Origin of the sequence: Shewanella scandinavica, assembly GCF_031932065.1 — a bacterium.
GTDB classification, from domain to species: domain Bacteria; phylum Pseudomonadota; class Gammaproteobacteria; order Enterobacterales; family Shewanellaceae; genus Shewanella; species Shewanella baltica.
The window spans coordinates 1-25,107 of sequence record NZ_JAUOES010000018.1; the positions used below are offsets into that span (position 1 = coordinate 1).

At 47.0% G+C, this 25,107-nt stretch carries 31 protein-coding genes; 16 read left to right on the forward strand and 15 right to left on the reverse strand.

Translation table 11 applies throughout. From position 1 onward, the window contains the following. Window positions 1–427: 427 nt before the first annotated feature. Complete coding sequence (locus Q4Q50_RS15015; RefSeq protein ID WP_006083078.1) at window positions 428–661, reverse strand: transposase; 234 nt, start codon at window positions 659–661, stop codon at window positions 428–430. Window positions 662–1,596: 935 nt separating this feature from the next. On the opposite strand from Q4Q50_RS15015, the gene Q4Q50_RS15020 reads away from it, so the two are divergent. Next, entirely contained in the window at window positions 1,597–2,286 is a 690-nt protein-coding gene (locus tag Q4Q50_RS15020; protein WP_162096847.1) for a YiaD family glycine zipper/OmpA-like lipoprotein, read from the forward strand. 152 nt (window positions 2,287–2,438) lie between these two features. On the opposite strand, the gene Q4Q50_RS15025 is transcribed toward Q4Q50_RS15020, so the two are convergent. Further along, a complete protein-coding gene (locus Q4Q50_RS15025) occupies window positions 2,439–2,564 on the reverse strand; it encodes a hypothetical protein (protein ID WP_301336287.1) in 126 nt (41 codons plus the stop codon). Between Q4Q50_RS15025 and Q4Q50_RS15030 the strand changes: the two genes are divergently transcribed. Then, entirely contained in the window at window positions 2,550–3,386 is an 837-nt protein-coding gene (locus tag Q4Q50_RS15030) for a molybdate ABC transporter substrate-binding protein (protein ID WP_311900004.1), read from the forward strand. The genes Q4Q50_RS15025 and Q4Q50_RS15030 overlap by 15 nt on opposite strands. 97 nt (window positions 3,387–3,483) lie before the next feature. Here Q4Q50_RS15030 and mgtE read toward each other — a convergent pair whose 3' ends face one another. From mgtE to Q4Q50_RS15085, 11 genes are all read right to left on the reverse strand, one after another. Then, complete coding sequence (gene mgtE, locus Q4Q50_RS15035; protein WP_311900005.1) at window positions 3,484–4,848, reverse strand: magnesium transporter; 1,365 nt, start codon at window positions 4,846–4,848, stop codon at window positions 3,484–3,486. 340 nt (window positions 4,849–5,188) lie between these two features. Beyond that, window positions 5,189–5,464: an HPr family phosphocarrier protein gene (locus Q4Q50_RS15040; RefSeq protein ID WP_006083073.1), complete on the reverse strand. Its 276-nt coding sequence runs from the start codon at window positions 5,462–5,464 to the stop codon at window positions 5,189–5,191. Continuing rightward, entirely contained in the window at window positions 5,451–6,305 is an 855-nt protein-coding gene (gene rapZ, locus Q4Q50_RS15045) for an RNase adapter RapZ (RefSeq protein WP_006083072.1), read from the reverse strand. Before rapZ ends, Q4Q50_RS15040 begins: the two co-directional genes overlap by 14 nt. Beyond that, the gene (gene ptsN, locus Q4Q50_RS15050; RefSeq protein ID WP_311900007.1) at window positions 6,302–6,745 is read right to left on the reverse strand and encodes a PTS IIA-like nitrogen regulatory protein PtsN; all 444 of its coding nucleotides are present in this window, start codon (window positions 6,743–6,745) and stop codon (window positions 6,302–6,304) included. The genes rapZ and ptsN overlap by 4 nt, the downstream gene beginning before the upstream one ends. 2 nt (window positions 6,746–6,747) lie before the next feature. Then, the gene (gene hpf, locus Q4Q50_RS15055; protein ID WP_006083070.1) at window positions 6,748–7,035 is read right to left on the reverse strand and encodes a ribosome hibernation promoting factor; all 288 of its coding nucleotides are present in this window, start codon (window positions 7,033–7,035) and stop codon (window positions 6,748–6,750) included. Between the two features lie 28 nt (window positions 7,036–7,063). Continuing rightward, window positions 7,064–8,542: an RNA polymerase factor sigma-54 gene (locus Q4Q50_RS15060; RefSeq protein ID WP_311900008.1), complete on the reverse strand. Its 1,479-nt coding sequence runs from the start codon at window positions 8,540–8,542 to the stop codon at window positions 7,064–7,066. 107 nt (window positions 8,543–8,649) lie between these two features. After that, complete coding sequence (gene lptB / locus Q4Q50_RS15065; protein ID WP_006086073.1) at window positions 8,650–9,381, reverse strand: LPS export ABC transporter ATP-binding protein; 732 nt, start codon at window positions 9,379–9,381, stop codon at window positions 8,650–8,652. After that, a complete protein-coding gene (gene lptA, locus Q4Q50_RS15070; protein WP_006083067.1) occupies window positions 9,378–9,932 on the reverse strand; it encodes a lipopolysaccharide transport periplasmic protein LptA in 555 nt (184 codons plus the stop codon). The genes lptB and lptA overlap by 4 nt, the downstream gene beginning before the upstream one ends. Then, the gene (gene lptC / locus Q4Q50_RS15075) at window positions 9,919–10,479 is read right to left on the reverse strand and encodes an LPS export ABC transporter periplasmic protein LptC (protein ID WP_006083066.1); all 561 of its coding nucleotides are present in this window, start codon (window positions 10,477–10,479) and stop codon (window positions 9,919–9,921) included. Before lptC ends, lptA begins: the two co-directional genes overlap by 14 nt. Then, window positions 10,476–11,027, reverse strand: a complete 552-nt coding sequence (gene kdsC / locus Q4Q50_RS15080) for a 3-deoxy-manno-octulosonate-8-phosphatase KdsC (protein ID WP_006083065.1) — start codon at window positions 11,025–11,027, stop codon at window positions 10,476–10,478. Before kdsC ends, lptC begins: the two co-directional genes overlap by 4 nt. After that, a complete protein-coding gene (locus Q4Q50_RS15085) occupies window positions 11,027–12,004 on the reverse strand; it encodes a KpsF/GutQ family sugar-phosphate isomerase (RefSeq protein WP_006086070.1) in 978 nt (325 codons plus the stop codon). Before Q4Q50_RS15085 ends, kdsC begins: the two co-directional genes overlap by 1 nt. 279 nt (window positions 12,005–12,283) lie before the next feature. Between Q4Q50_RS15085 and Q4Q50_RS15090 the strand changes: the two genes are divergently transcribed. The 8 genes from Q4Q50_RS15090 (at window position 12,284) to murA (ending at window position 17,280) form a co-directional block, all read left to right on the forward strand. Beyond that, entirely contained in the window at window positions 12,284–12,442 is a 159-nt protein-coding gene (locus Q4Q50_RS15090; RefSeq protein ID WP_311900012.1) for a hypothetical protein, read from the forward strand. A 206-nt stretch (window positions 12,443–12,648) separates the two neighbouring features. Further along, on the forward strand, window positions 12,649–13,467 hold the full coding sequence (mlaF, locus tag Q4Q50_RS15095) for a phospholipid ABC transporter ATP-binding protein MlaF (RefSeq protein WP_063882287.1): 819 nt from the start codon (window positions 12,649–12,651) through the stop codon (window positions 13,465–13,467). After that, window positions 13,464–14,249, forward strand: a complete 786-nt coding sequence (mlaE, locus tag Q4Q50_RS15100; protein WP_006083062.1) for a lipid asymmetry maintenance ABC transporter permease subunit MlaE — start codon at window positions 13,464–13,466, stop codon at window positions 14,247–14,249. The genes mlaF and mlaE overlap by 4 nt, the downstream gene beginning before the upstream one ends. A gap of 56 nt (window positions 14,250–14,305) precedes the next feature. Next, a complete protein-coding gene (gene mlaD, locus Q4Q50_RS15105) occupies window positions 14,306–14,779 on the forward strand; it encodes an outer membrane lipid asymmetry maintenance protein MlaD (protein ID WP_006083061.1) in 474 nt (157 codons plus the stop codon). An 11-nt stretch (window positions 14,780–14,790) separates the two neighbouring features. Continuing rightward, window positions 14,791–15,453, forward strand: coding sequence for an MlaC/ttg2D family ABC transporter substrate-binding protein (locus Q4Q50_RS15110; protein WP_071938629.1), 663 nt, complete (start codon window positions 14,791–14,793; stop codon window positions 15,451–15,453). Continuing rightward, window positions 15,450–15,734, forward strand: a complete 285-nt coding sequence (locus Q4Q50_RS15115) for an STAS domain-containing protein (protein ID WP_006086066.1) — start codon at window positions 15,450–15,452, stop codon at window positions 15,732–15,734. The genes Q4Q50_RS15110 and Q4Q50_RS15115 overlap by 4 nt, the downstream gene beginning before the upstream one ends. Before the next feature lie 19 nt (window positions 15,735–15,753). Then, window positions 15,754–16,011 (forward strand): BolA family protein, encoded by a 258-nt coding sequence (locus tag Q4Q50_RS15120; protein WP_006086065.1) that lies wholly within the window; start codon window positions 15,754–15,756, stop codon window positions 16,009–16,011. Between the two features lie 9 nt (window positions 16,012–16,020). Then, window positions 16,021–17,280, forward strand: a complete 1,260-nt coding sequence (gene murA / locus Q4Q50_RS15125; protein WP_006083057.1) for a UDP-N-acetylglucosamine 1-carboxyvinyltransferase — start codon at window positions 16,021–16,023, stop codon at window positions 17,278–17,280. A 122-nt stretch (window positions 17,281–17,402) separates the two neighbouring features. On the opposite strand, the gene degS is transcribed toward murA, so the two are convergent. Next, window positions 17,403–18,485: an outer membrane-stress sensor serine endopeptidase DegS gene (gene degS / locus Q4Q50_RS15130; RefSeq protein ID WP_012088236.1), complete on the reverse strand. Its 1,083-nt coding sequence runs from the start codon at window positions 18,483–18,485 to the stop codon at window positions 17,403–17,405. A 115-nt stretch (window positions 18,486–18,600) separates the two neighbouring features. Next, on the reverse strand, window positions 18,601–19,953 hold the full coding sequence (degQ, locus tag Q4Q50_RS15135) for a Do family serine endopeptidase DegQ (RefSeq protein WP_220776415.1): 1,353 nt from the start codon (window positions 19,951–19,953) through the stop codon (window positions 18,601–18,603). Between the two features lie 413 nt (window positions 19,954–20,366). Between degQ and zapE the strand changes: the two genes are divergently transcribed. The 6 genes from zapE (at window position 20,367) to motX (ending at window position 25,097) form a co-directional block, all read left to right on the forward strand. Beyond that, complete coding sequence (zapE, locus tag Q4Q50_RS15140; RefSeq protein ID WP_115335535.1) at window positions 20,367–21,479, forward strand: cell division protein ZapE; 1,113 nt, start codon at window positions 20,367–20,369, stop codon at window positions 21,477–21,479. 290 nt (window positions 21,480–21,769) lie between these two features. Next, window positions 21,770–22,198 (forward strand): 50S ribosomal protein L13, encoded by a 429-nt coding sequence (rplM, locus tag Q4Q50_RS15145; protein WP_006083053.1) that lies wholly within the window; start codon window positions 21,770–21,772, stop codon window positions 22,196–22,198. 14 nt (window positions 22,199–22,212) lie between these two features. Then, a complete protein-coding gene (gene rpsI / locus Q4Q50_RS15150; RefSeq protein WP_006083052.1) occupies window positions 22,213–22,605 on the forward strand; it encodes a 30S ribosomal protein S9 in 393 nt (130 codons plus the stop codon). A 154-nt stretch (window positions 22,606–22,759) separates the two neighbouring features. Further along, window positions 22,760–22,948 (forward strand): DUF2065 domain-containing protein, encoded by a 189-nt coding sequence (locus tag Q4Q50_RS15155; protein ID WP_006083051.1) that lies wholly within the window; start codon window positions 22,760–22,762, stop codon window positions 22,946–22,948. A 72-nt stretch (window positions 22,949–23,020) separates the two neighbouring features. Continuing rightward, a complete protein-coding gene (locus Q4Q50_RS15160; protein WP_311900015.1) occupies window positions 23,021–24,316 on the forward strand; it encodes an adenylosuccinate synthase in 1,296 nt (431 codons plus the stop codon). 124 nt (window positions 24,317–24,440) lie between these two features. After that, a complete protein-coding gene (motX, locus tag Q4Q50_RS15165; protein ID WP_012088243.1) occupies window positions 24,441–25,097 on the forward strand; it encodes a flagellar protein MotX in 657 nt (218 codons plus the stop codon). The last annotated feature ends 10 nt before the right edge of the window (window positions 25,098–25,107 follow it).

The window sequence follows — 25,107 nt, forward strand, 5'->3', positions numbered from 1 at the left end:
TACCACTACAGAGATAACTCCCTCCCCAGTCTTGCCGAAACTTTTGCATTGTCTCTGTTCGTTTCGTTTGTCGGTTTTAATACTATTTCCCAATCTTCGCTGGGTTCATCAATAAAGTGACAGAGTCAGATAGTCGTAAACAGCACACTTATTATTGTTATTTGCACAATTCATATCTTAGGTCGTTGGGGAGCGATAATAGATACCCATCCGACTCTGCCTAAACTGGTTAACTTTCTTAATCTTAATTTTTCTCGCTTAACAATTTGGACGACAAGGCCGGACTAAAAAGGGCGCTGTTATTATTGTTGTTAGCACATCTTTTACATCGTTAGCGTTATCAGCAGGGCGATATGCAATCTCGTCCGGCCTTGTCTATTCGGGCACGTTTAACTTGTTGTACAGGCGCTTAATTGCCATGCAGCGCTTAACCTATGGTGCGTAGCTCGTTATTGAGCTGTTTAATCCTTTTCTGCAGTTGGGCAATCTCGCTCATTAATGCGCATTCTCTTTGCTGGGGTTGCAGATCGCTTTCCCGCACCCATTGGTAAACTGCCTTGGCAGATAAACCGTATTGACGTGCAACATCCGACAGTAAGCGACCTTGCACTTTAACCTCGGTGATAACATGTAGCTTGAGACTATTTTCTGCGATTCCCATGAGCGTTCCCTCTTTTACTGCTTTCTAACTAAAATATGACCGTTTGCATTGCCTTTTATTGATGATAGTGACGCTGTTCTAAATCCCACTGGCTCAGACCTAGGTGGCGCAGACAAATCCATTCGTGGCGACATAGTGCGATAAAGTTCATGACTGTTTTCATACTTCCTCCTTTATGACCCTAAATACTCGAGTGCATTTTCTGTCTCGATAGGTCCATTTAATTTGGATTAATCCTGTTGAAGTCGACTTGAGTTTTCGGCGATTTCTACCGCGTCTGACTGTCTACTCACTTAGTAGTATGTAAAATTCGTGCCAATATTCTAATTTTTATTTTAATGTTTAAAATCATGTTCTTGCTTATTCGATTAAAACGGCGTGATTTTTTAGTGCTGCCAAAAACAGTGCAAGACGCACTATTTCGGTGCCTTCGGCTTGATATGGAGCAGGGCGGTCTAAGCCAAGATTGAAGCCCGAAATCTGTATCTTTGCTGACTAAAATCTGGATTAGCAGAATTGAATATGTATAAAGGATTGTCTCGAGCGCAATTGTCTATATACCCAAGCTACCTGAAGATACGAGTTTCAGAGCGCCTAGGGTGCTTCAATTCAAGGCGCATCAATGACAGAATGTCGGCCACCTTTTGAATTGATGCAACACGGAAGTGGAGTGCCCTAGGCGCTCCGTCCCGGCGGGTTTTAACGCACTTTATGCCGTGTTGGTTATTTTTAACTTAGTCCACTAGGTCCGCAAATAACCGCCTTGCCTAAAGTGCGTTAAACTCCCGCTGAATCCTGCATCTTCAGGTTGTTTGGGTATATACTGCCAGCCTTGTGGCAATCCCTAGGTCATTCGTATTACCTAGTGTGAAGTGATATTTCGTGCCCTTTGAGCAGTATTCACAATCATCAATCATATAAAGAGGTTATAAATGATGAAGTGTTTTCAGGCAGTGCAATCTAAACCATCCCTGTTAGCCATAGTGGTATTGACGACCGCGCTAGTTGCATCGGGTTGTACAACAATCAATCCCTATTCAAACGAACAACAAACCGCTAAAGCGACCAGTGGTGCATTGATTGGTGCCGTCGCAGGGGCTGCCATTGGCGTAGTCTCTTCGAGCAAAAGCGACCGCGGTAAAGGTGCCTTAATTGGTGCTGCATCAGGCGCTGCAGTCGGCGGTGGTATTGGTTATTACATGGATGTGCAAGAGACCAAATTACGTCAACAACTCGCTTCAACGGGCGTGAGTGTGACCCGTAGCGGCGATAACATCATTTTGAACATGCCTAATGAAGTCACCTTCGGCGTAGATCAAACCGAGTTAAGCGACGGCGCTAAACGCGTGCTGAACTCAGTGGCGGTTGTGGCCAAGGAATACAGCAAAACACAGCTTAACGTATTAGGTTATACCGATAGCAGTGGCTCAGACTCTTACAATTTACGTCTGTCACAAGTACGTGCGGGTGAAGTGGGTAATTACTTGATGAGCAAAGGCGTCGCCTCTGCCCGTGTAAAATCAAAAGGCATGGGGGAAGCGAGTCCTATCGCATCAAATGCAAATGCAAACGGCCGCGCACAAAACCGCCGTGTTGAGATTGTATTAACGCCGACGGGTCAGTAGGCAAGTGAAGCATTCTAGTTTTACAAAAGTCGCCTGAGGGCGACTTTTTTGTTTCTGTGTTAGGCATATTTAGCGGTAAGTGCCTCGCAGATTTAAGCTAGACAATTTGTCCTCTCTAACCTGTGTTTTGGGTGATCTACACCACAATCACATCACAGCGGTTTGCCTTGGGATGAGTTCAGCTTGATCCCTTTACCGATTTCACGTTCTGTATGGGGATAAGTCACAAGAATGACTTTTAGCGCCCAGAGGAGAATATGACTATGATAAGCAAACACCTGTTAGTCGCCTTGAGTTTAAGCCCTGTCATCATGGTGGCTGCTGCACAAGGAATGCCGATGAAAGCCGAAGTGACCACAGGAGCGGCGCCGATAGAGCTGCGCGCCGCAGGCAGTTTAAAGACTGCGATGAAAGATATTATTGCCGCTTATCAAGCCGAGTCGCAAACGAGTGTTGCGGCACAATATGCGCCATCAGGTTTATTGCTAAAACGCATTCAAGAGGGTGAAAAAGTCGATATTTTTGCCTCGGCGAATATGAAACATCCGCAGGCGTTAGTGGATGCGGGTCAGGGGAAAGCGGTGCAAATGTTTGCCCGTAATCAACTCTGCGCGGTTGCCCAAGATAATGTCCAAGTGACGAGCGCAACGCTACTCGATACCTTGTTAGATCCTAAGGTCAAAGTTGGCACTTCAACCCCGAAAGCCGATCCGGCGGGGGACTATGCCTGGGCCGTTTTTGCTAAGGCAGAAGCGGTAAAACCCAATGCGAAAGCCGCGTTAGAGACCAAGGCATTGCAACTGACGGGAGGCCCTGAGAGTGCTAAACCGCCTAAAGATCGCAATCCCTATGGCTGGGTGATGGAAAACAAACAAGCGGATATCTTTTTAACCTACTGCACTAATGCTGTGCTGGCTAAACAAGAAGTGCCGAGTCTACAAATCATTGACTTACCGCAGGAACTCGCCGTGGGGGCCGACTATGGTTTATTGGTTTTGCAGGGCGCCAATGATGCCGCTAAGCCGTTAGCTGAGTTTATTCTATCGGCAAAAGGCCAAGCGATTCTGAGTCGTTATGGTTTTCAACCTCCGGCAAAATAGCCTTATTTAGTTTTCCAGCGAGATAAAAAAACGGCATCCTTTTTGGTGCCGTTTTTGTTATCAACTCAAACTGTAAAAGCGTTAAAGAATTAGTGCGTTAGTGCATCAGGTAGAGCGTGGCTAATCCGAGGAAGGCGAACAGACCAACCACGTCAGTGACTGTGGTGAGCACCATGCCGCCCGCGAGGGCAGGATCGATTTTAAGGCGTTTTAAAATCAATGGAATACTCGCACCTGCAAGACCTGCCACTGTCATGTTGATCAGCATGGCGCTACCAATTAAGCCCGCCAGTGCCATATCATCCTTCCACAGCAACACGGCAATAAACACCAAAATTGACCACATTAAGCCATTGAGAAAGCCAATCGATAATTCTTTACCAATAAGCCAACGGGCGTTGCTTTGGCCGATATGGCCTAAAGCAATACCACGGATCACGAGCGCTAAGGTTTGATTACCGGCCACACCGCCCATGCTAGGGACAATTGTCATCAAGATAGCGATAGTGGCAAATTGCTCGATAGTGCCTTCAAACATATTGCTGACAGAGGAGGCGAGCAGTGCAGCGAACAAGTTAATCGTGAGCCAGAGTGAGCGACGTAGGGTACTTTTTAGCACTGGGCCAAACGTATCCTCGTCATCATCCATCCCCGCCATCCCCATCATGGAATGCTCGGCGTCTTCGCGGATAACATCGACCACGTCATCGATTGTGATCCGTCCTAGCAGCTTGCCATCGCTGTCAACGACGGGAGCTGATACCCAGTCATTGCGTTCGAATTTCTGCGCCACTTCACTGTCGGACATGCTCACAGGAATACTTTGGATATCGGGGTCCATGATGTTGCGAATTGTGGTGCTTGGCGCGCAAGTCAGTAGATCTGCCAGCCTGACACCGCCGAGCACTTTGTCCTGTTTATCGACGACATATAAGGTATCTGTGGTGTCTGGCAGGTTGCCCCTTTGGCGAAGATAGCGCAGCACCACATCGATATTTACATCGGGTCTTAGAGTAACGGTATCTGTGTTCATCAAGCTGCCGGCGGTCTCATCGGGATAGGATAAGGCCTGTTCTACCCGCTGGCGGTTTTGTTCTGTCATCGACTGCAGCACTTGCTTGTAAACGGCATCGGGAAGACTACGTAGAATATAGGCCAGATCGTCGGTGTCCATACTCGCCGTCGCTTTCGCAACTCGCTCAGGACTCATGCTGCGGATCAGCGGATCTTTGAGTTCCTCGCTTAACTCGTCGAGTATGTCGCCTATTTGTTCTTGATCGATAAGCTGCCACAGCACTTGTCTGGCGCTGGGTGGTGAGGATTCTAAGATCAGCGCGATATCTGAGGCGGCCATTTTTTGCAGCATGTTACGTACGTGTACAAACATGCCACTGCTAAGCGCTTGGTTTAACTGGTCGAGACTATGTCCGGTGTGAGCGTTTTCTGAATTATCTACGGGCATTTGTCCTCCATAGTTGTCTGCCACTGTGCGGCAAATTGGTTCGAGAGTGCGCTACTTGGCGCAGGGCTGAGACTTAGCGGTGACTTCGCGATAGCTATGCTTCAGTCACAGATAGAGCGCTCTGGCATAGGTCATGCGTTTTACGCATAGATTAAGGCGGCTAAGACTAAGGTGAGTCAGCGGTAATGCTCGCTAGTGTAATCGCCTATGGTTCGTGTCGTCGAGCGACAAATGTGTCGCCAAGCTTTTGAAACGAGATGTGAACTGCACAAATACGCAGTGCTAAGTGTGATGTGTACTAATCTGAGTGTCTGTGTGGAACGCTGAGTATGAAATGAAACTAACAGGCTTCGTCAAACTTAGCATCGATCAAGGCACAAATGGCATCCAGAGCGGGCTCAGCATCTGGACCTTCGGCGATAAGCTTAATGGTTTTACCCATGCCAGTCTCAAGCATCAATAAGCCAAGCACGCTGGCGGCCGATGCCTGTTTATCGCCTTGTATTAAGGTGATGGTCGCATCAAACTCGGATGCCAGTACCACCAACTTAGTGGCGGCACGGGCATGTAATCCCAGTTTGTTACAGATGGTGATCTGACGTTCAAGCTTTGGCATTATTCAGCTCTCGATGGCGGGCATAAACTTTATGTTTACCGTTACTAAAGCGTTTAGCCAATTGCTCTGCGACGTAAACCGATCTGTGTTGTCCACCCGTGCAGCCAATCGCTACAGTTAAATAACTGCGATTGTTGCGCTCGAGATGCGGCAGCCAAGTTTCCAGTAAATTCTCGATTTGCCAGATGAACTTATTCACGAGTGGTTGACGATTTAAGAATTCAGCCACGGGTTCATCTAAGCCAGTCAATGGACGTAGCGCCAGCTCCCAGTGTGGGTTAGGCAGAAAGCGTACATCAAACATAAAGTCGGCTTCAGTTGGCATACCGTGCTTAAAGCCAAAGGACTCGAAGTTGATCACTAACTCTTTATCGACGCTGCCGAGCAGAATTTGTCTCACTTGATCGCTTAAATCATAGATATTCAGATTCGACGTATCTATGTAGTGATCGACCAGTTTTGACATAGGCTCGAGCAGTTTCCCTTCCAGCTTTATCGCTTCTTGCAAAGAGACTTGGCTCTTCGACAAAGGATGCAAACGGCGGGTCTCGCTGTAACGCTTAAGCAGAATTTTATCGCTGGAATTGAGGAAGAAGCTGGTTAACTCAGTATCAGGAGGCAGGCTCGCGAGTTGCTTCACTAAGACTTTATCCTGCTCAGGCATGTTACGCACGTCGACACTGATGGCGACGAGATCGTTACTGCCTTTGAGTTGCTCAAGCAAAGTGCCGATTAAGGGCAAGGGAAGGTTATCGACACAATAATAGCCGAGATCTTCGAGTACCCTTAGGGCGACAGATTTGCCTGAGCCTGAGCGGCCCGACACTATGACCAGTTTCATCCAGTGATTACCTGATAGAGTTCCGTTTCATCATGCGTCTTGCGTAATTGCTTTAATATTTGCTTGTCGCTCAGCTTTTCGGCCATGCAAGACAAGGTACTTAAGTGCTGCTGACATTGGTCTGCAGGCACCAGTAGTGCAAATAAAATATCAACAGGTTGCTTATCGATAGCATCGAATGCTATCGGCTCTTCACACTTAATGAGTATGGCAATGGGCTGCTCTATATCGGTTAATCGACCATGTGGAATGGCGATGCCGTTCCCTATACCTGTGCTCCCCATCTTTTCGCGCGCCACTAGGCTTTCGAATATCTCTTGAGATGAGAGGGTCGGGTACTGGGCAGCGACTAAGTCGCTGATGAGTTCCAGTACCTTTTTCTTGCTGCCCGGAGTGGCGCAGGTAGTGCACTCCGGCCGCAGTATGGTACAAAGTTCCATTATTAGTGTTTTGTTAACTTCTCTTTGTGTTTAATAACCTGACGATCAAGCTTGTCAATCAGGGCGTCTATAGCGGCATACATGTCAGCATGCTCTGAAGTTGCAAAAACTTCACCACCGATAAGATTTATTCTCGCTTCGGCAATCTGTTGCATTTTCTCGACATTGAGCACAACGTGCACATTATTGATCTGTTCGAAATGGCGTTCAAGTTTTGAAAACTTTTCTTCTACATATGCGCGTAACGATTCGGTAATTTCGACATGGTGTCCACTCAGGTTTATTTGCATAGAAACGTCCTCCGATATCCACTGTAGGTTATAAACTTTTACGCTGATTAGAAGGCGGAATGAGCATAGCCTCTCGGTACTTCGCAATGGTTCTGCGGGCTACGTTGATCCCTTGTTCTGCCAGAAGTTGTGCCATCTTACTGTCGCTTAATGGTTTTTTCTGGTTTTCCGCTGCAACCAGTTTCTTAATGAAGGCTCTGATTGCTGTGGATGAGCACTCCCCACCATCGTCAGTTCCGACGTGGCTAGAGAAGAAGTATTTTAGTTCAAAAAGTCCCTTAGGGGTATGCATGTATTTTTGGGTGGTCACCCGTGAGATGGTGGACTCATGCATTTCTACCGCTTCGGCAATATCGTTAAGCACCATAGGTTTCATGGCTTCTTCACCGTATTCGAAGAAACCTTGCTGATATTGCACTATGCAATTCGCAACTTTAAGTAAAGTGTCGTTACGGCTTTCTAGGCTTTTGATAAACCATTTAGCCTCTTGCAGATGGCCACGAATAAATTGGCTATCTGCTTGGTTTTTAGTACTGCGCGCCATCGATGCATAGTGTTGATTTACATTGATTTTTGGCATGCAGTCTGGGTTAAGTTCAACCACCCAGCGGCCATTCTTCTTCGACACAGACACATCTGGGATGACGTATTCGTCATCGTTGGGCGTAATCAATAAACCTGGGCGGGGATTGAGGGTTTGGATAAGCGCGATGCCGTCCCTTAACTCATCCTCTTTTAATTTAGTCTTACGCATCAACAATCTAAAATCGCGCGCGGCGATCAGATCTAAATGATCTTTGATCAACATGCGGGCATTTTCGAGGTGTAGAGTGTCAGCGGCGAAATGCGACAGTTGGATCAGCAGGCACTCGCTTAAATCGCGGGCGGCAACACCAATGGGATCAAAATGTTGAATGCGCTTGAGTACGGCTTCGACTTCGTCAAGCTCAACTTCAGGATTGCCCATCGCTTCGAGAATTTCTTCAGTGCTTTGGGTGAGATAGCCCTGATCGTCAATGGCATCAATAATGGCGGTGGCAATGGCTAAATCAGTTTCAGAAAACGGTGTGAGGTTTTTTTGCCATTCTAAGTGCTCATACAAGCCTTCACTGGTCTCACCTTGGAAGGGCATATCATCTTCACGACTGCCGCCGGGGCCAGAATTAGGGGAGGCGGTGAACACTTCATCCCATGTGGTGTCCATGGGGAGTTCGTCGGGCATGGACTCTTTCGTGAGCGACTCTGCCGTGTCTATGGTGGAGCTGTCTTTTTCTGGCGGCAGGGTGCTAGATTCACTGAAATCCGTATCGGATAGCGTTTGGTTTACAGGGTCTTTAGTGGCGTCGAATTGATCCTCTTCCAGCTCGAGAAGGGGATTAGAATCTAAGGCTTGCTGGATCTCTTGCTGCAGTTCTAATGACGACAGTTGCAACAGACGTATGGCCTGTTGTAATTGTGGCGTCATGGTTAACTGTTGACCCAGTTTGAGCTGGAGTGACGCTTTCATGTTACCGCTGATCCCTACGTTATTATTGTTGGATGAGGTCGCTTGTTATCATCTTGAGTGGAGTCCAATGGTGGCATAAATTACCTGCATTGGCTCCGCTTGATTAACTATAGCCTGAATTGTTCACCTAAGTACACAGCCCTAACTTGCTGATTGTCTAAGATCTCTGCGGGTGTTCCTTCGGCAATCAAGTTTCCGTGACTCACGATATAGGCATGTTCACACACATCTAATGTCTCACGGACATTGTGGTCTGTGATCAACACGCCAAGGCCACGACTTTTGAGCTGTTCGATAATCTTTTTAATGTCGATAACCGAAATCGGATCGACACCAGCAAAGGGTTCATCGAGCAAAATGAACTTAGGATTTGCTGCTAACGCCCGCGCAATTTCGACACGGCGACGTTCACCGCCCGACAATGACATGCCTTGGCTGTCACGGATGTGGGTGATGTGGAACTCTTCAAGCAGATGTTCTAGCTCTTCTTCCCTTTGCTCTTTTTTTAATTCTTTACGCGTTTGCAGCACGGCCATGATGTTGTCATGGACGGTCAGTTTACGGAAGATACTGGCTTCCTGTGGCAAGTAACCTATGCCTTTGCGGGCGCGCAGGTGCATAGGATCTGCGGTTAAATCATCATCGTCGATAAAAATGTGGCCTTTATCGCTTTTAACCAGACCGACGACCATGTAAAAGGTGGTAGTTTTACCCGCGCCGTTCGGGCCGAGTAGGCCAACGACCTGACCGGTTTTTACCGTCAGACTGACGTCTTTAACCACTTGGCGACTCTTGTAACTCTTCGCCAGATTTTGTGCTCTTAGGGTGATTTGGGTCATTTAGAGTCCTGCTTTTTCACAGGTTTATCTGCTGGCGCGTCTGGTTTGGCATCATCTTGATAGCTTTCTGGCTGAATAATCGTGATCACGCGATCGTCACCACTGCCGGTACTCTCGGCAATTAATTTTTGCTGGATGATGTTGTAGCGGATCAAATTACCCGTCACTTGGCTGCCTGCTTGATCTAACGAGGCTAGACCTTTAAGTGTCAGGGTGCGGCTCGCCATATCGTAACGAATTTCTTTCGCGCTCGCCGAGGCTGGACGGCCATCGTCTAATACTTGGCTGTACGTCGCAGGGTTGCCAGTGGCCACTAAAATTTTGCTATTTTCACCTTCGGCAGAAAATGCACGCAGTTGATCTGCATGGATTTTAATCGAACCTTGGGTGACTTCAACCGGACCAAAGAAGATGATCTGGTTGTTCTTGATATCTGCCGTTTGGCTCACAGCCTTGATTTTGACTTCCTGTTTCAGGTCGTCGACTTTAGCAAAGGCGCTCATGCTCATTATTAGCATTAGGCTGGCAAGTAATACGTTATTTTGCTTCATATGTTCCTACTACCTGACTGGTCAATTGCACTTCTTGCGCGTTGAGGTCGGCATAAAGGCCTTGGCCTTGAATATTAAAATCTTTCCCTGTGACGTAAATGGTGCGGTCAGAGGTCATTATCATCGTATTGAGATCGAGTTCCAGATAACTGGTGGACAAGGTCTGGATCGGTTCTTCTGGGCTAATGGCATCAATAATAACATTGTTTTCTAATACAACCTTGCCCGTTTCCTTGTTTAGCTTGCCCTGATCTGCTCTGAGTTGCCATTGTGCTTTACCTTGGTCTGGATAAACAAGATAAACAGGTTGAGTAAAGTAAGTTTGATTCGTTGAATCATAATGTTCCATGTGTTTCGCCGTCACACGGCTATTGACTAGCCCTTGTTCATTGAACTCAACACTGCGCAGATCTTCAACGATGAAATCTGGGGTATTTTGATCTTTTACTCTGTTATCGGTATCACCGCTGTGTTTGTTCTGCACTTGCCAATAAAGCACTAATGCCGTTCCAAAAAAAGCGATAATCGCGAGTGTCACACGACTCATATACTCATTCCATGGGCCGAAGTGAATTTATTTTGACTGAGTAGCAATAGATCTGTGAGTTCACGCAAGGCACCGTGGCCGCCATTGAGCGTAGTCACAAAGTGGGCGTGCTGACGAACATAGGGATGACCATCGGCTACGCTGACTGCTAAACCGACGACATTCATTACTGGTAGATCGACAATGTCATCACCGATATACGCCACTTCTTCTGGGGTAACGCCATAGAGTGCGAGCAATGCTTCATAGGGCTCGAACTTATTGTCTACGCCTTGGTAGATATGGGTTACGCCAAGCGCCGTCATACGGTTTTCAACGATTTTGGATTGACGTCCAGTAATCACCGCAAGATTAAAACCGCTGGTGAGTATCGAGCGCACGCCATAGCCGTCGCGGGTGTGGAAGGCTTTTAGCTCTTCGCCGCTATTGCTTAGGTAAATACGACCGTCGGAAAACACCCCGTCGACGTCACAGATCAACAGTTTAATCTTTTGCGCGCGTTGCCACACATCATCACTGATTGGGCCGTAAAATCCTTGCTGTGGCATTAAATGACTCCTGCTTTAACCATGTCTAGCATGTTAAGAGCGCCGATTGGATGGCGGTCTTTATCGATAACAATTAATCCGTTGATGTTTTTTGAGTCCATCACTTGCAGAGCTTGGGCGGCCAACACACCGTCGGTGATGGTCACGCAGTTACGGGTCATCACATCGGCGATGGGCGTAGTACGTAGATTCACTTCGGCATCGATAACGCGGCGTAAATCACCATCGGTGAAGATACCAACCAGCTTGCGCTGATCATCGATAATCGCCGTCATGCCTAAGCCTTTTTTGGAGATTTCGTACAGGGCTTCTGTGATGCAAATATCGTGGTTAACGAGCGGTAAGTCATCACCGCTATGCATGACATCGCAGACTTTTAACAATAACTTGCGTCCTAAAGCACCGCCAGGATGGGACATAGCAAAGTCATCACGGGTAAAGCCTTTCGCTTGTAGTAGCGCAATGGCAATCGCATCGCCCATCACTAAGGTCGCGGTAGTGCTTGACGTTGGCGCGAGTCCCAGTGGGCAAGCCTCTTCGGGTACTTCAATACATAAATGCACTTTAGACAAGCGTGCCATGTTCGATTCGGGTTTACCTGTTACCGCGATAACGGGCACGCCCATACGTTGGATGACGGGCATTAAGGTGAGGATTTCGCTCGACTCACCGGAATTTGAAATCGCTAAAATCACATCGTTATCGGCTAGTACACCGAGATCGCCGTGGCTGGCTTCACCCGGATGCACAAAAAATGCGGGCGTTCCTGTGCTGGCGAGGGTGGCAGAAATCTTATTGCCGATATGGCCCGACTTGCCCATTCCCATGACAATCACTTTGCCTGTGCAGTTGAGGATCAACTCGCAAGCTTCTGCAAATTCGGCCGAATCAACATATTGATAAAGATTGTCTAGGGCTGACTTTTCAATGTCGATAACTTTACAGCCCCATTGGCGCAGTTGTGATTTGTCTACCATGTCTATCTCTCTTTTTGCATTGTCTTTGTCGCCCCATTGATGGGATTGGAATAGCACAATTTGGTACGCGATAAAGATGATATGTAATAGGCTTTCTGCCAAGTTTTAGTTTGTTTTCAGACGATTTAGCTTATGTCTTGTTGTGGTGAATTCCCTAAAACAACAAAACAATTGCGGCAGGCTAGAGCGATTGATCCGACTCGTCAAGTTCAGCTGCGGCAGCTACTCATGCACAATAACCTGTTTAGCGGTCGAAGGTCTTGAGCAATATCATCGTCTTTGTCGTTTATTTCAATGGATTTATCCCGTATCGCGCCGGGTATTACCGCACTGGATGCCTCTATTTCACACTCGTATATCGACTCATCGCACCTAAAAGTGGACGAAGAGCGAGCTAAGTGCGAACGAATTAGCCAATATCGCCAATTCTGCAACTAGGTTGAAAACATTAAGTAACATTTTACCTGTGCAGAGTGAAAACTTAGGGCGCATTTTCGCTGTAAATGAGGCAAATTGAAAGTATCGCAGGGCGATAGTGTCGATTCGGTTGTAGGTTAAAGCGCAATTACGTACAATTTGCGGCTCTTCGATTGGTCAGTCTAGGAAGACTAGGATCACCTCTTTTGCAAATGTCGGAATCAAGCATGACTCAAGAACAAACGCCGTTGGTTGAGATCCGTAATTTGGGGTTTAGCCGCGGTCAGCGTGTGATATATGAAGATATTAGCCTGTCCATTCCAAGGGGCAAGGTGACGGCGATCATGGGGCCGAGCGGCATAGGCAAAACGACCCTGTTAAAGTTGATCGGCGGCCAATTAACGCCTGACCACGGACAAGTGCTATTTGATGGCCACGATATCCATGGTGTGAGTCGCAATGAATTATTTAGTCTGCGTAAGCGGATGAGCATGCTGTTTCAAAGCGGCGCGTTGTTTACCGACATCAACGTGTTCGATAACGTGGCCTTTGCGCTGCGCGAACATTCAGGTCTGCCAGAAGACATTATTCGCACTATCGTGCTGATGAAGCTCGAAGCCGTAGGTTTACGTGGTGCCGCCCAGATGATGCCAAGTGAATTATCCGGTGGTATGCAGCGCCGCGCGGCATTGGCCAGAGCCATCGCACTTGAGCCTGAAATGGTGATGTACGATGAACCTTTTGCCGGCCAAGATCCTATCTCTATGGGCGTGTTAGTGAAGCTGATCCGTGAGTTATCCGATGCGCTGAATCTGACCTCCATTGTGGTGTCACATGATGTGGATGAAGTCCTCGGTATTGCCGATTATGTGTATGTGGTGGCCGACAAAAAAGTCATCGCCCATGGCACGCCAGAAGAATTGAAGTACGCCGACAATCCACAGCTTAAACAGTTTATTCAAGGCGCGCCCGATGGCCCTGTGCCGTTCCATTATCCGGCGAATGATTACCAACAAGAATTGATGGCAAAAGGAGTTGGCAAGTGAAGTTAATAGACAGTATTGCCGACTTGGGCCGCAGCGCAATTGAGTTAGTGCTCGGTTTTGGCCGTGCAGGCCTTATGCTGTGGGGTGCGATTTTTCGCTGGCCACGCGTGCGTAAAGGTTTTCCATTATTAGTGCGCCAGATTTATGTGGTCGGTGTGCAATCCATGGTGATTATTTTAGTCTCAGGACTCTTTATCGGCATGGTGCTCGCACTGCAAGGCTATAACATCTTAGTTGGTTTTGGCACCGAAGAAAGCTTAGGTCCTATGGTGGCGCTCAGTTTACTGCGTGAGTTAGGGCCCGTGGTTACCGCACTTTTGTTTGCGGGACGTGCGGGTTCAGCCTTAACCGCTGAAATTGGTTTAATGAAAAGTACTGAGCAGCTTTCCAGTTTAGAGATGATGGCTATCGACCCATTAAGGCAGATTATTGCACCGCGCTTTTGGGCTGGGGTGATCAGTATGCCATTGCTGGCGTTAATGTTTACCGCTGTGGGTATTTACGGTGGTCACATTGTCGGCGTGGAATGGAAAGGAATCGACAGCGGGGCGTTTTGGTCGATTCTGCAGGCGTCGGTCGAATGGCGTCAGGACATAGTTAACTGCCTGATCAAGAGTGGTGTGTTTGCCGTAGTGGTGACTTGGATTGCGTTATATCGCGGTTATCAAGTGATCCCAAATCCGGAAGGCATCAGCCGTGCAACGACTCAGACTGTGGTTCAGTCGAGCCTCGCTGTATTGGCATTAGATTTTTTACTGACAGCCCTGATGTTTGGCCGCTAACGGAACACTGCGGATTTCGACACAGGTAAGATGGATTAACAGAGTGGTAGCTGAACATGTTGACACGAAAAATTGAATTATTAGTGGGTGTGTTTCTTTTAACGGGATTGGCCGCTTTTTTGGTCTTAGTCTTTAACGTCGCCAATATTGAAGTTAAAAGCAGCGATAGCACTTATACCATAAAAGCCAATTTCACCAATATTGGTGGCTTGAAGGTACGTTCGCCCGTTAAGGTCGGCGGTGTTGTGGTTGGCCGCGTCAGTGGCATTGATTTAGATCCCGTTAAGTTAGTGGCTGTGGTCACCTTAGTGATGGATAAACGTTACGATAAATTCCCAGAAACCAGTAGTTTAGCAATTTTAACTTCGGGTTTATTGGGCGAGCAATTCTTAGGGTTAACACCGGGTTTTGTCGACGATGATGTCAGTATGCTTAAAGATGGCGATAAGATTGATGACACGCGTTCAGCATTAGTGTTGGAGGAACTGATTGGTCAGTTCTTATATAGTATGGGTTCGAAGGATAAATAGGGGTTACCGCTATGTTTAAAAACTTATCTCGTTTTTTACTGCCGTTAGTGATGGTTTTAGGGGCAACGAGCGCTGTTGCCGCCGATGTGGTGGTCGACACTATGGACCCGTATGCCATGGTGAAAGCCGTTGCTAATAAAACCTTCGATCGTTTTCATAAAGATAAAGCGTTAATCGATGCTGACTCAGATCATTTAAAGGTGATCGTTCGTGAAGAACTAATGCCTTATGTCGATTATAAATACGCATCTTACAAAGTCTTAGGCCAATATCTTAAGGATTCAACCGAAGATCAGCGTAATCGTTTCGTCGATGCCTTTGAAGGTTATTTAGTGTCGACTTATGCCCAAGCTTTTACTGAATACACCAATCAAAAAGTGGAATTTTCACCTGGGGTTGATTTCAGCAAAGAGAAAATGGTCGATGTAAACGTGCAGATCATCGAAGCTGGTCGCCCGCCGATTAAACTGCTGTTTAAGGCGCGCCGTTTAAAGGATGACTCGTGGAAGGCATTTGATTTAGTTGCCGAAGGTGTGAGCTTACTGTCTTCTAAGCAGTCTGAAATCTCGAATCTGATTCGTCAGCAGGGTATCGATCCTGTGATTAAGATGCTTGAAGATCGCACTAAAGAAAAAGTGACCATCAAGGCTAAATCAGGGAAGTCGCAGTCGTGATTGAATTTGTGCAACAAGGCACAGTTTGTCATCTCAAAGGGCGCATAACCCAAGCCGATGTCATTACACTTTGGCCACAGCGGCAACAACTGCTGGGCGAGTCTACTCAGATATTGTCTTTATCTGGGCTTGAATACAGTGATAGCGCTGGTATGGCATTTTTGCTGGCGTTAGTGCGTGAACATGGCAGCCAACTTGAATTGAGTTCTGCCTCACCACAACTTAAAAAACTCATCGATTTATATGATTTACATGCCTTCTTTACCGAAGAAGCGCATTGAGAATAGGGTAATAGATTTCATGGAATGCAGCTTAATCGAACAGATTTTACGTGATGCGTTAGGGCTTGAAGAAGTTCACGCTAGCTCGGATGGTAGCCATTATAAAGTGATCGCCGTAGGCGAATGCTTCGATGGTATGAGCCGAGTCAAACAGCAACAAGCCATTTATGCACCGTTGACGGCACACATTGCCAGCGGTGAATTACATGCATTAACGATCAAAACTTTCACGCCGACTCAATGGAAACGCGAAAAAGTTTTCAACATGCCTAGCTAGTGAGGAAAAGTGGATAAACTAACAATTCAGGCAAGCCCCCCGCTTGCCGGTGATGTGATCATTTCAGGTGCTAAAAATGCGGCTCTGCCTATTCTGATGGCAGGCGTATTGGCCGAAACCGATTTTGTGGTTTCTAACGTGCCGAATCTTCGCGATGTGACTACTAGCTGTAAATTATTACGCTGCCTCGGTGCTGAAGTGACTGAGCTTGGCGACGGACAGATCCGCATTTCAACCACTAATCTGAATGAGTTTTGCGCTCCCTACGATCTCGTGAAAACCATGCGCGCGTCTATCTTAATCTTAGGGCCGTTATTGGCGCGTTATGGTACCGCAGACGTGTCATTGCCAGGCGGCTGTGCCATTGGCGCAAGACCGGTTAACTTACACTTACATGGCCTCGAAATGATGGGTGCCAAGATTGAAGTGAAAGAAGGCTATATTAAAGCCCGTGTTGATGGTCGTCTTAAGGGCGCACACATTTTCATGGACATGGTCAGTGTCGGTGCAACCGAAAACTTGCTGATGGCTGCGGCGTTGGCCGATGGCGAAACCGTGATTGAAAACGCGGCGCGCGAACCTGAAGTGATCGATTTGGCCAATTGCTTGATTGCCATGGGCGCAAAAATCACCGGCGTAGGCAGTGCAACCTTGCGTATTCAAGGGGTTGAGCGTTTACAGGGCTGTAATTACCGCGTGATGCCAGACCGTATCGAAACCGGTTCGTTCCTGGTTGCTGCTGCGGTAACTCGTGGGCGTATTCGTTGCCTAAAAGCCGATCCTGCATCACTTGAGTCAGTTATCGCTAAGCTTGAAGATGCGGGCGCTAAGATTACGACGGGCGAAGATTGGATTGAGCTCGATATGCAAGGTAAGCGTCCAAAGGCGGTCAATATCAAGACGGCACCTTATCCCGGTTTCCCAACGGATATGCAGGCGCAGTTCTGTGTGCTTAATGCCTTAGCGCAAGGCACGGCAACGATTACCGAGACCATCTTCGAAAACCGCTTTATGCACGTACCAGAGCTTATTCGTATGGGTGCAACCATGGAGCTTGAAGGTAATACCTGCATCATCCAAGGGATTGAATCCTTAAGTGGTGCGCAGGTGATGGCGACGGATTTACGCGCGTCAGCGAGTCTAGTGATTGCGGGTTTAGTGGCCGATGGTAAGACGATTGTCGATCGTATCTATCACTTAGACCGTGGTTACGAGCACATTGAGAATAAGTTCCAAGGTTTAGGCGCGCAGGTTGTGCGTACTCAGTAACGAGTTATTGAGCTATTGAGTTAGGCCTGAGAGATTAAAATCTCGACCCATTAAAAAACCAGCTTAAAAGCTGGTTTTTTGTTGTCTGCGTTTTAGTGTGCTACGCAATGAGGGGCGCGACTCTAGTTATCGACCACAACCTTCTCATCGATAATCACAGGTAACTCCTGTTGTTTACCTTGGCGTATCACAGTCATCAACACTTTCTTACCCGGTGTGGTTTCAGCGATGCGGTCCATCAGCATTTCAACACCTGGCACATCTTCACCATCGTATTTAATAATTACATCCCTTGGCATTAAGAGGGCTCGCGCCGCTGGGCCATTAGGATCGACACCCGTAACAAGCACACCTTTTAGGTCGGGTAGATTAAGGATCTGCGCCACAACAGGGTTAATTGGCTCGCCAGAAATACCCAAAGCACCACGGATCACGCGGCCGTTTTTAATCAACTTACCCATAATGCTGTGGGCCAATTTAATTGGGATAGCGAAGTTAATCCCATGGCCGCCGCCTTCTTCACCCACTTGGAATGCTGCGGTATTAATACCGATAAGGCTGCCGTTAGTGTCAATGAGCGCGCCTCCAGAGTTACCGGCATTAATCGCCGCATCGGTTTGCAAAAAGTCTAAGTAACCAGAACTTAAGCCGTTACGACCCGTGGCACTGATGATGCCTTGGGTAATGGTTTGGCCTAAATTATAGGGATTACCAATGGCGAGCACGACATCACCAACTTGAGGCGGACTGTCGAGGTTAACGGGGACAATCGGTAAGTTATCGCCTTCAATCTTGAGTACCGATAAATCAGTTTCAGGATCAAAACCAACCACTTCAGAGGTAAATTTGCGTCCATCTTGCAGGGCGACAACAATTTCGTCGGCCTTTTTAATGACATGATAATTCGTAAGAATATAGCCTTCTTTGCTCATTATCACCCCAGAACCTAGCCCTTGTAGCGAACCCGAGTTAAGCGGGCGATTTTGATCTATGCTGAGGCTATAAATGTTAACAACGGCAGGTGCTGCGCGGCGGACCGCCTTGGCAAAGGAGAGCTCGACTGTGTTGTTGGCTCGGGTTTGTAGCAGACTATTACCGAGGGACTGGTTATCGAAATAACGGGTTACCAATAAAAACATGGCCGCCATGATAAGACCAAAAAGGGTGGCTTTACCGAGATATAGTAGTGTGTCTTTTATCGTCATGGCAGGATGGATCTTGAAAAAGGTGAGTTAGATTAACATGTTTAATCTATGTAAGCATAGGGAACCTAAGCTCCCTATGCTTATCTGTGGCAGAAAATATGGCCTATTTAGCCGATTAACGTAGGACTAAATACAACATGCTTTTATCACGCATAATCTTCAGTGCAACTGCACCTTCTTGATCTTTTAGTTGTGCTTTAAGAGTCTTTAGATCTTTAATTGCAGTACGGTTAATACCGACAATCACATCTCCTTTTTGTAAGCCACTCATAGCCGCAGGCGAACCTTGGGCGACATCGGTAATTTCAATGCCCTTAGATGAGTTTTCTAAGGATGCTCCTTGCAACATAGGGTGTACGGCGCCAGCAGCAGATTCACTGGTTTGGCTCGCTTCGCCTAAGGTCACTTTAACGGTTTTCTTATCACCGTCACGGATGAGTCCTAGCTCAACCTTAGCACCCGCGCCCATAGTGGCGACTTTAGCACGCAGTTCTTGGAAGGACTTAATGCCACGGCCATCGACGCTGATAATGATATCACCCGCTTTAATGCCGGCTTTCTCGGCGGCACTGTCTTTGGCTACTTCATTCACGAAGCCGCCGTGCTGGGTGTCTAAACCAAAGCCTTGGGCGAGTTGGCTATCAAGATCGCGTCCCGAAATCCCCAGTACCCCGCGGCGTACTTCACCGTGTTCGGCAATTTGCGCGACCAGGTTTTTCACCATATTGGCAGGGATAGCAAAGCCGATACCGACGTTACCACCTCCCGGCGCTACGATTGCGGTGTTAATCCCAATCAATTCCCCGTTTAAGTTAACGAGTGCACCACCTGAGTTACCACTATTGATAGCAGCATCGGTTTGAATAAAGTTTTCCAGCATTTCTATGCCTAAACCGCTACGGCCTAAAGCACTGACAATACCTGAAGTCACGGTTTGCCCTAAGCCGAAGGGGTTACCAATGGCAACGGCAAAGTCACCAACACGCAAGTCGTCAGAGTCTGATGACTTGATTGCGACAAGATTTTTCGCCTCAATTTGCAGTAATGCAATATCAGACTCTGAGTCAGTACCAATGAGTTTGGCTTTAACTTCACGGCCGTCATGTAGACCAACTTGAATATCATCGGCACCGTCAATCACGTGATTGTTAGTGACTATGTAGCCTTTTTCAGCATCAATAATAACCCCTGAGCCTAAGCCCCTAAAAGGACGTTCCTGCACTTGCTCTTGTGGTGCATTGGGGCCAAAGAAGTAACGGAAAACATCAGGCACTCTTTGTTTTGAAACATGAGTCCCCGTAACCGCTACGGACACAACTGCGGGTGTCGTACGCTCAAGCATAGGCGCAAGACTTGGAATGGATTGTCCCTCAACCGTCTGTGGAATGGCGGCCTGTGAGACGACAGGCATCATAGTCAGGGTCGCGGCTAACATTGCGGCTGAAAGTACAGATAATTTTGTTTTCATCTATTCATAACTCCAAATAAGGGTTGAAAGATCTGGATGTAATGCATCAGCAATCGTGCGAGTGCCAGATCAAATCTGTATCGATACCGGCTATTTGCCTAGGTAACCATTCGGACACGCACCTAATTGAAAAAGTTCATCATATTAACAAATGTTAATTTTTTTGAGCCTATTTTATCGGCTGTTTCATACTCGTTGCTGAGTGGAAAACTGTGGGCAAGATACTCATTTTTCAAGCCCTGATATCAGCAAATTTTGCCAATTAAAATGACCTACAGCATAGAGGTTTATTCGCCGTTTGTATGCTGTTTAGCGTTGAGGCAAAAGTCGTATTCAGCATTAATATATCCTGCGTCACATTGGCCGTGCTAATATCATCGCAGTTTTAATAAAGGACATAAGAGAATTAAAAAGTGCCTCAGTTAAGCCCTTGGCAGCATTATCAAAAAGATCTTACCCGTGACGGTTTTTCCCACGATCCGGCCCAAGAAATTGCGGTCAAAGCATTACAACGTGTCTATGAAGACTTAACGGCGGCGGAAGAGCCGAGTTCTATCGTAGGGAAATTGTTTAGTGCATTAGGCTTAAAATCGGCGCCTGCTTCACCTAAAGGCCTGTATCTTTGGGGCGGTGTGGGGCGCGGTAAAACCTATCTGATGGATACTTTTTTTGATGCCTTGCCTGGCGATCAAAAGCTGCGGGCTCACTTCCATCGTTTCATGCATCAGCTACATTTAGATTTAGATGAGCTGAAAGGCGTGCGCGATCCCTTGCTGGTGATTGCGAAAAAGATGGCCGCGAAATATCGCGTTATCTGTTTTGATGAATTCTTTGTCTCCGATATTACCGATGCCATGTTGTTAGGTACGCTGTTTCAAGCGCTATTTAAAGAAGGCGTTGTGCTGGTCGCTACGTCTAACATCATCCCCGACGACTTATATAAAAATGGCTTACAGCGGGCACGTTTCTTACCCGCGATAGCCTTAATTAATCAACATTGTGAAGTACTCAATGTGGATTCTGGTATCGATTATCGACTGCGCACCCTTGAGCAAGCGGAGATTTATCATCATCCGTTAGATGCACAAGCCGATGCCAATCTTATGCGTTATTTTAGCCAGTTAGCGCCTGAGTCTGAGGTGCTTACCGCCGACATCGAAATCGAAGGTCGTAGTATCAGTATTCGTCAGCAGGCGCAGGGCGTATTGTTGGCCGATTTTAGAGCGCTCTGTGATGGTCCGCGAAGTCAGCGTGACTACATGGAATTGGCGCGGATTTACCATACTGTGCTGGTCAGCGGCATTGAGCAAATGGGCGCATTTTTGACCGGTGATGATATCGCCAGACGATTTTTAGCTATGGTTGATGAGTTTTACGAGCGCAATGTAAAGCTTATCGTATCGGCCCAAGTGCCACTCGAAGACATCTACGCCGATGGCTTGCTTAACTTCGAATTTAGACGTTGTCGCTCGCGTCTTATTGAGATGCAATCACACGATTATTTGAAAACAGAGCACCTGCCTTAACCCAGCGACGCAAGAGTTTTGCTTTAACTCCCGTGTTAAATCACCAGTGGCTTGTTAATCCTTAGGATGACAAGCCAGATTGGTCGATATTTTATAATTTTTATCAAAATATCAGGTGATTTTTAACTCAGCTTTGTCTATACTCCGCCACCTGCCCACGTTACTCCGCCAATTGGGCGGAAGTTGTAAGCCGAAGTCAGTGCTCGAAGGGGTACTAAAAGGCAATTTTGTGTTGTTTGCAAATGCAGGCAGCATGTGAGACAGAAAATTAACTTTGGGTTTTTGTAATAATGAAGACTTTTACTGCTACACCAGAAACCGTAACTCGTGACTGGTTCGTCGTTGATGCAGACGGCAAAACTTTAGGTCGTATCGCTACTGAAATTGCTACCCGTTTACGCGGTAAGCATAAGCCAGAATACACTCCACACGTTGATACCGGTGATTACATCATCGTTGTTAATGCTGAAAAAGTGACTGTTACTGGTAACAAAGCGAAAGGCAAAACGTACTACTCGCATTCAGGCTTCCCTGGTGGCATTAAGCAAATCAGCTTTGAAAAGCTGCAAGCGCAAAAGCCAGAAATGATCATCGAGAAAGCAGTTAAGGGTATGTTACCAAAAGGTCCTCTGGGCCGTGCCATGTTCCGTAAACTGAAAGTTTACGCTGGCGCAGAACATAACCACACTGCACAACAACCTCAAGTTCTTGATATCTAAACGGGATTAAGCAAATGGCTGCAACTCAGTACTACGGCACTGGCCGTCGCAAAACCTCTACAGCTCGCGTTTTCGCTAAAGCAGGTAGTGGCAACATCGTTGTAAATCAACGTCCTTTGGATCAGTATTTTGGTCGTGAAACTGCTCGTATGGTTGTTCGTCAACCTTTAGAGTTAGTTGAAATGACTGACAAGCTGGACATCTATGTAACTGTTAAAGGCGGTGGTATCACTGGCCAAGCAGGCGCAATCCGTCACGGTATTACCCGTGCTCTGATGCAATTAGATGAAGCACTGCGTCCATCACTACGTTCTGCTGGTTTCGTTACCCGTGACGCTCGTAAAGTTGAGCGTAAGAAAGTGGGTCTACGTAAAGCACGTCGTAAGCCACAATTCTCTAAGCGTTAATTCGTTTTTGGAATATCAAAAAACCCAGCCTATGCTGGGTTTTTTATTGGCTAAAATTTATGGTACTGGCGAATTCATTTAAATAAGAGACTCTGTTGTTGGAGTGGGCTGATATACAATCAATGTGTATTGAACGACTGAGTTTGAGGTGCGCATGACTTTTCAAGTTTTTATGCTGGCAGTAGCACTTGTATTACTTTTAGAGGGAGTCGGACCCTTACTCTTTCCGAACAAGTGGCGTCGTTATTTAAATGAGCTCTCCCATCAAAATCAGCAGGTTATCCAGCGACTTGGTGGCGCGTTAGTCACGGCAGGAGTGGTGATCTTGGTGATTTTTGCGTAAAAAACAGCCTGCTTGCCCTTGCTTACTAAGATCTGTTAAAATTCTTTTTTAACCGCAACCTTGCAGCAAATAATGGGCAAAAACGTAGTTGTTCTCGGCACCCAATGGGGTGACGAAGGAAAAGGTAAGATTGTCGACCTTCTAACAGAACAGGCAAAATATGTAGTTCGCTATCAAGGCGGCCACAATGCTGGTCATACCTTGGTTATCGACGGTGAAAAAACCGTTCTTCATCTGATCCCATCAGGTATCTTGCGCGATAATGTGAAATGCATTATTGGCAATGGTGTGGTGCTTGCACCTGACGCCCTGATGAAAGAGATCAACATGCTGAAAGATCGTGGTGTTCCTGTTGAGGAACGTCTGTTGATCTCTGAAGCGTGTCCGCTGATCCTACCATTCCATTGCGCCTTAGATATCGCCCGTGAAAAAGCACGTGGCAATAAAGCTATTGGTACAACTGGCCGTGGAATCGGACCTGCGTATGAAGACAAGATCTCCCGTCGCGGTCTGCGAGTAGGCGACCTGTTCAATGCTGAACTGTTTGCTGAAAAGCTGAAAGAAGTTATGAAATACCATAACTTTATGCTGACAGAGTATTATCAAGTCGAAGCTGTTGATTACGAGCAAACGCTAGCAGATGCTTTGGCTATGGCCGATTATCTGAAGAGCATGTGTGTTGACGTGACTGAACTGTTGGATACTGCGCGTAAAGCCGGTGAGCCAATCCTGTTTGAAGGCGCTCAAGGTACATTACTCGACATCGACCACGGAACTTATCCTTTTGTAACCTCTTCAAATACCACTGCAGGTGGTGTTGCGACGGGCAGCGGTTTTGGTCCGCGTCACTTAGACTATGTCTTAGGTATCATGAAGGCTTACACCACTCGCGTGGGTGCAGGTCCATTCCCAACTGAACTATTATGTGAAGTTGGTGATCATTTAGGTACTAAAGGTCATGAGTTTGGTGCGACAACGGGTCGTAAGCGTCGTCCAGGTTGGTTGGATGCTGTGGCAATGCGCCGCGCAGTTCAAATCAACAGTGTGAGTGGCTTCTGCTTGACTAAGTTAGATGTACTTGATGGTCTGAAAGAAGTGAAGATTTGTGTGGGTTATCAGAATCCTGATGGCACTATCTCTAAAGTGACCCCGCTTGCGGCTGAAGGTTATGAACTGGTTACGCCTGTTTATGAAACTATGCCAGGTTGGAGCGAGTCGACTTTTGGCGCGACATCAATTGAGCAACTGCCACCGGCAGCGATCAATTATATCAAGCGTCTTGAAGAGTTGTTAGAAACACCAATCGACATTATCTCTACGGGTCCTGACCGTAACGAAACCATGATTTTGGTTAATCCGTTCAATTAAGACCTGTTAAGGCCGTGTTTCACGGCCTTTTCTCTACTTCTTTATGCCTTTCTCTATTTCCTTCTGCGGTTAGATGTTTAGCTCAAGAATTCAGCTCAAGCTCAAGAAATAGGTTATACTGCCGATGCAAGTATTCACCCTATTGTCATTGAGAGTCGTTATGCTACGTACAGCACTAGTTGCGCTACTGCCCTTAGTATCTTCAATGTGCTTTGCCCAAACGCAGGCGGTGGATATTTATAGCCAAGACCAATTGCTTGATTTGATCCGTAGCGATCAATATTTAGCGAAAGTGAAACGTGATGATTGCCAGTTAGTTCAAGACATTGAGGCGCGAGCCCAAGTCTTAAAACAGCCTTTATATCAATTCCTTTGGGGCGAAATGCTCAATTATGGAACCTGTGTAAAGGCTAACCCTGTGAAGGGGATTGCTTTGTTACGTGACTCGGCCGAACAAGGTAGCTCAGAAGCGATGTTAAAGCTTGCCGAGTATTATCAGAGTGGGAAATTTGTCATCCGCAATAAAGACAGAGCAGTGCATTATTTACTGCCTGCGGCTGCAAGTGGTGATTTACCCGCTCGTATGATGTTAGTGCGTTTATTCGGTGAAGGTTATGGTAGTCCTAGGGATTACGAGATGGCCTATCACTGGTTATATAACGATGTATTTGCGGACGAGGCGACGAAGAAAAAAGCCTTGTCTTTACTGCAGGTGTTAGCAGCTAAAATGCCCCCCAGTGCAGTGGCGCGGGCCCAGCAAGAACAGTTGCGAACCCGTTAAGTGGTCTCTT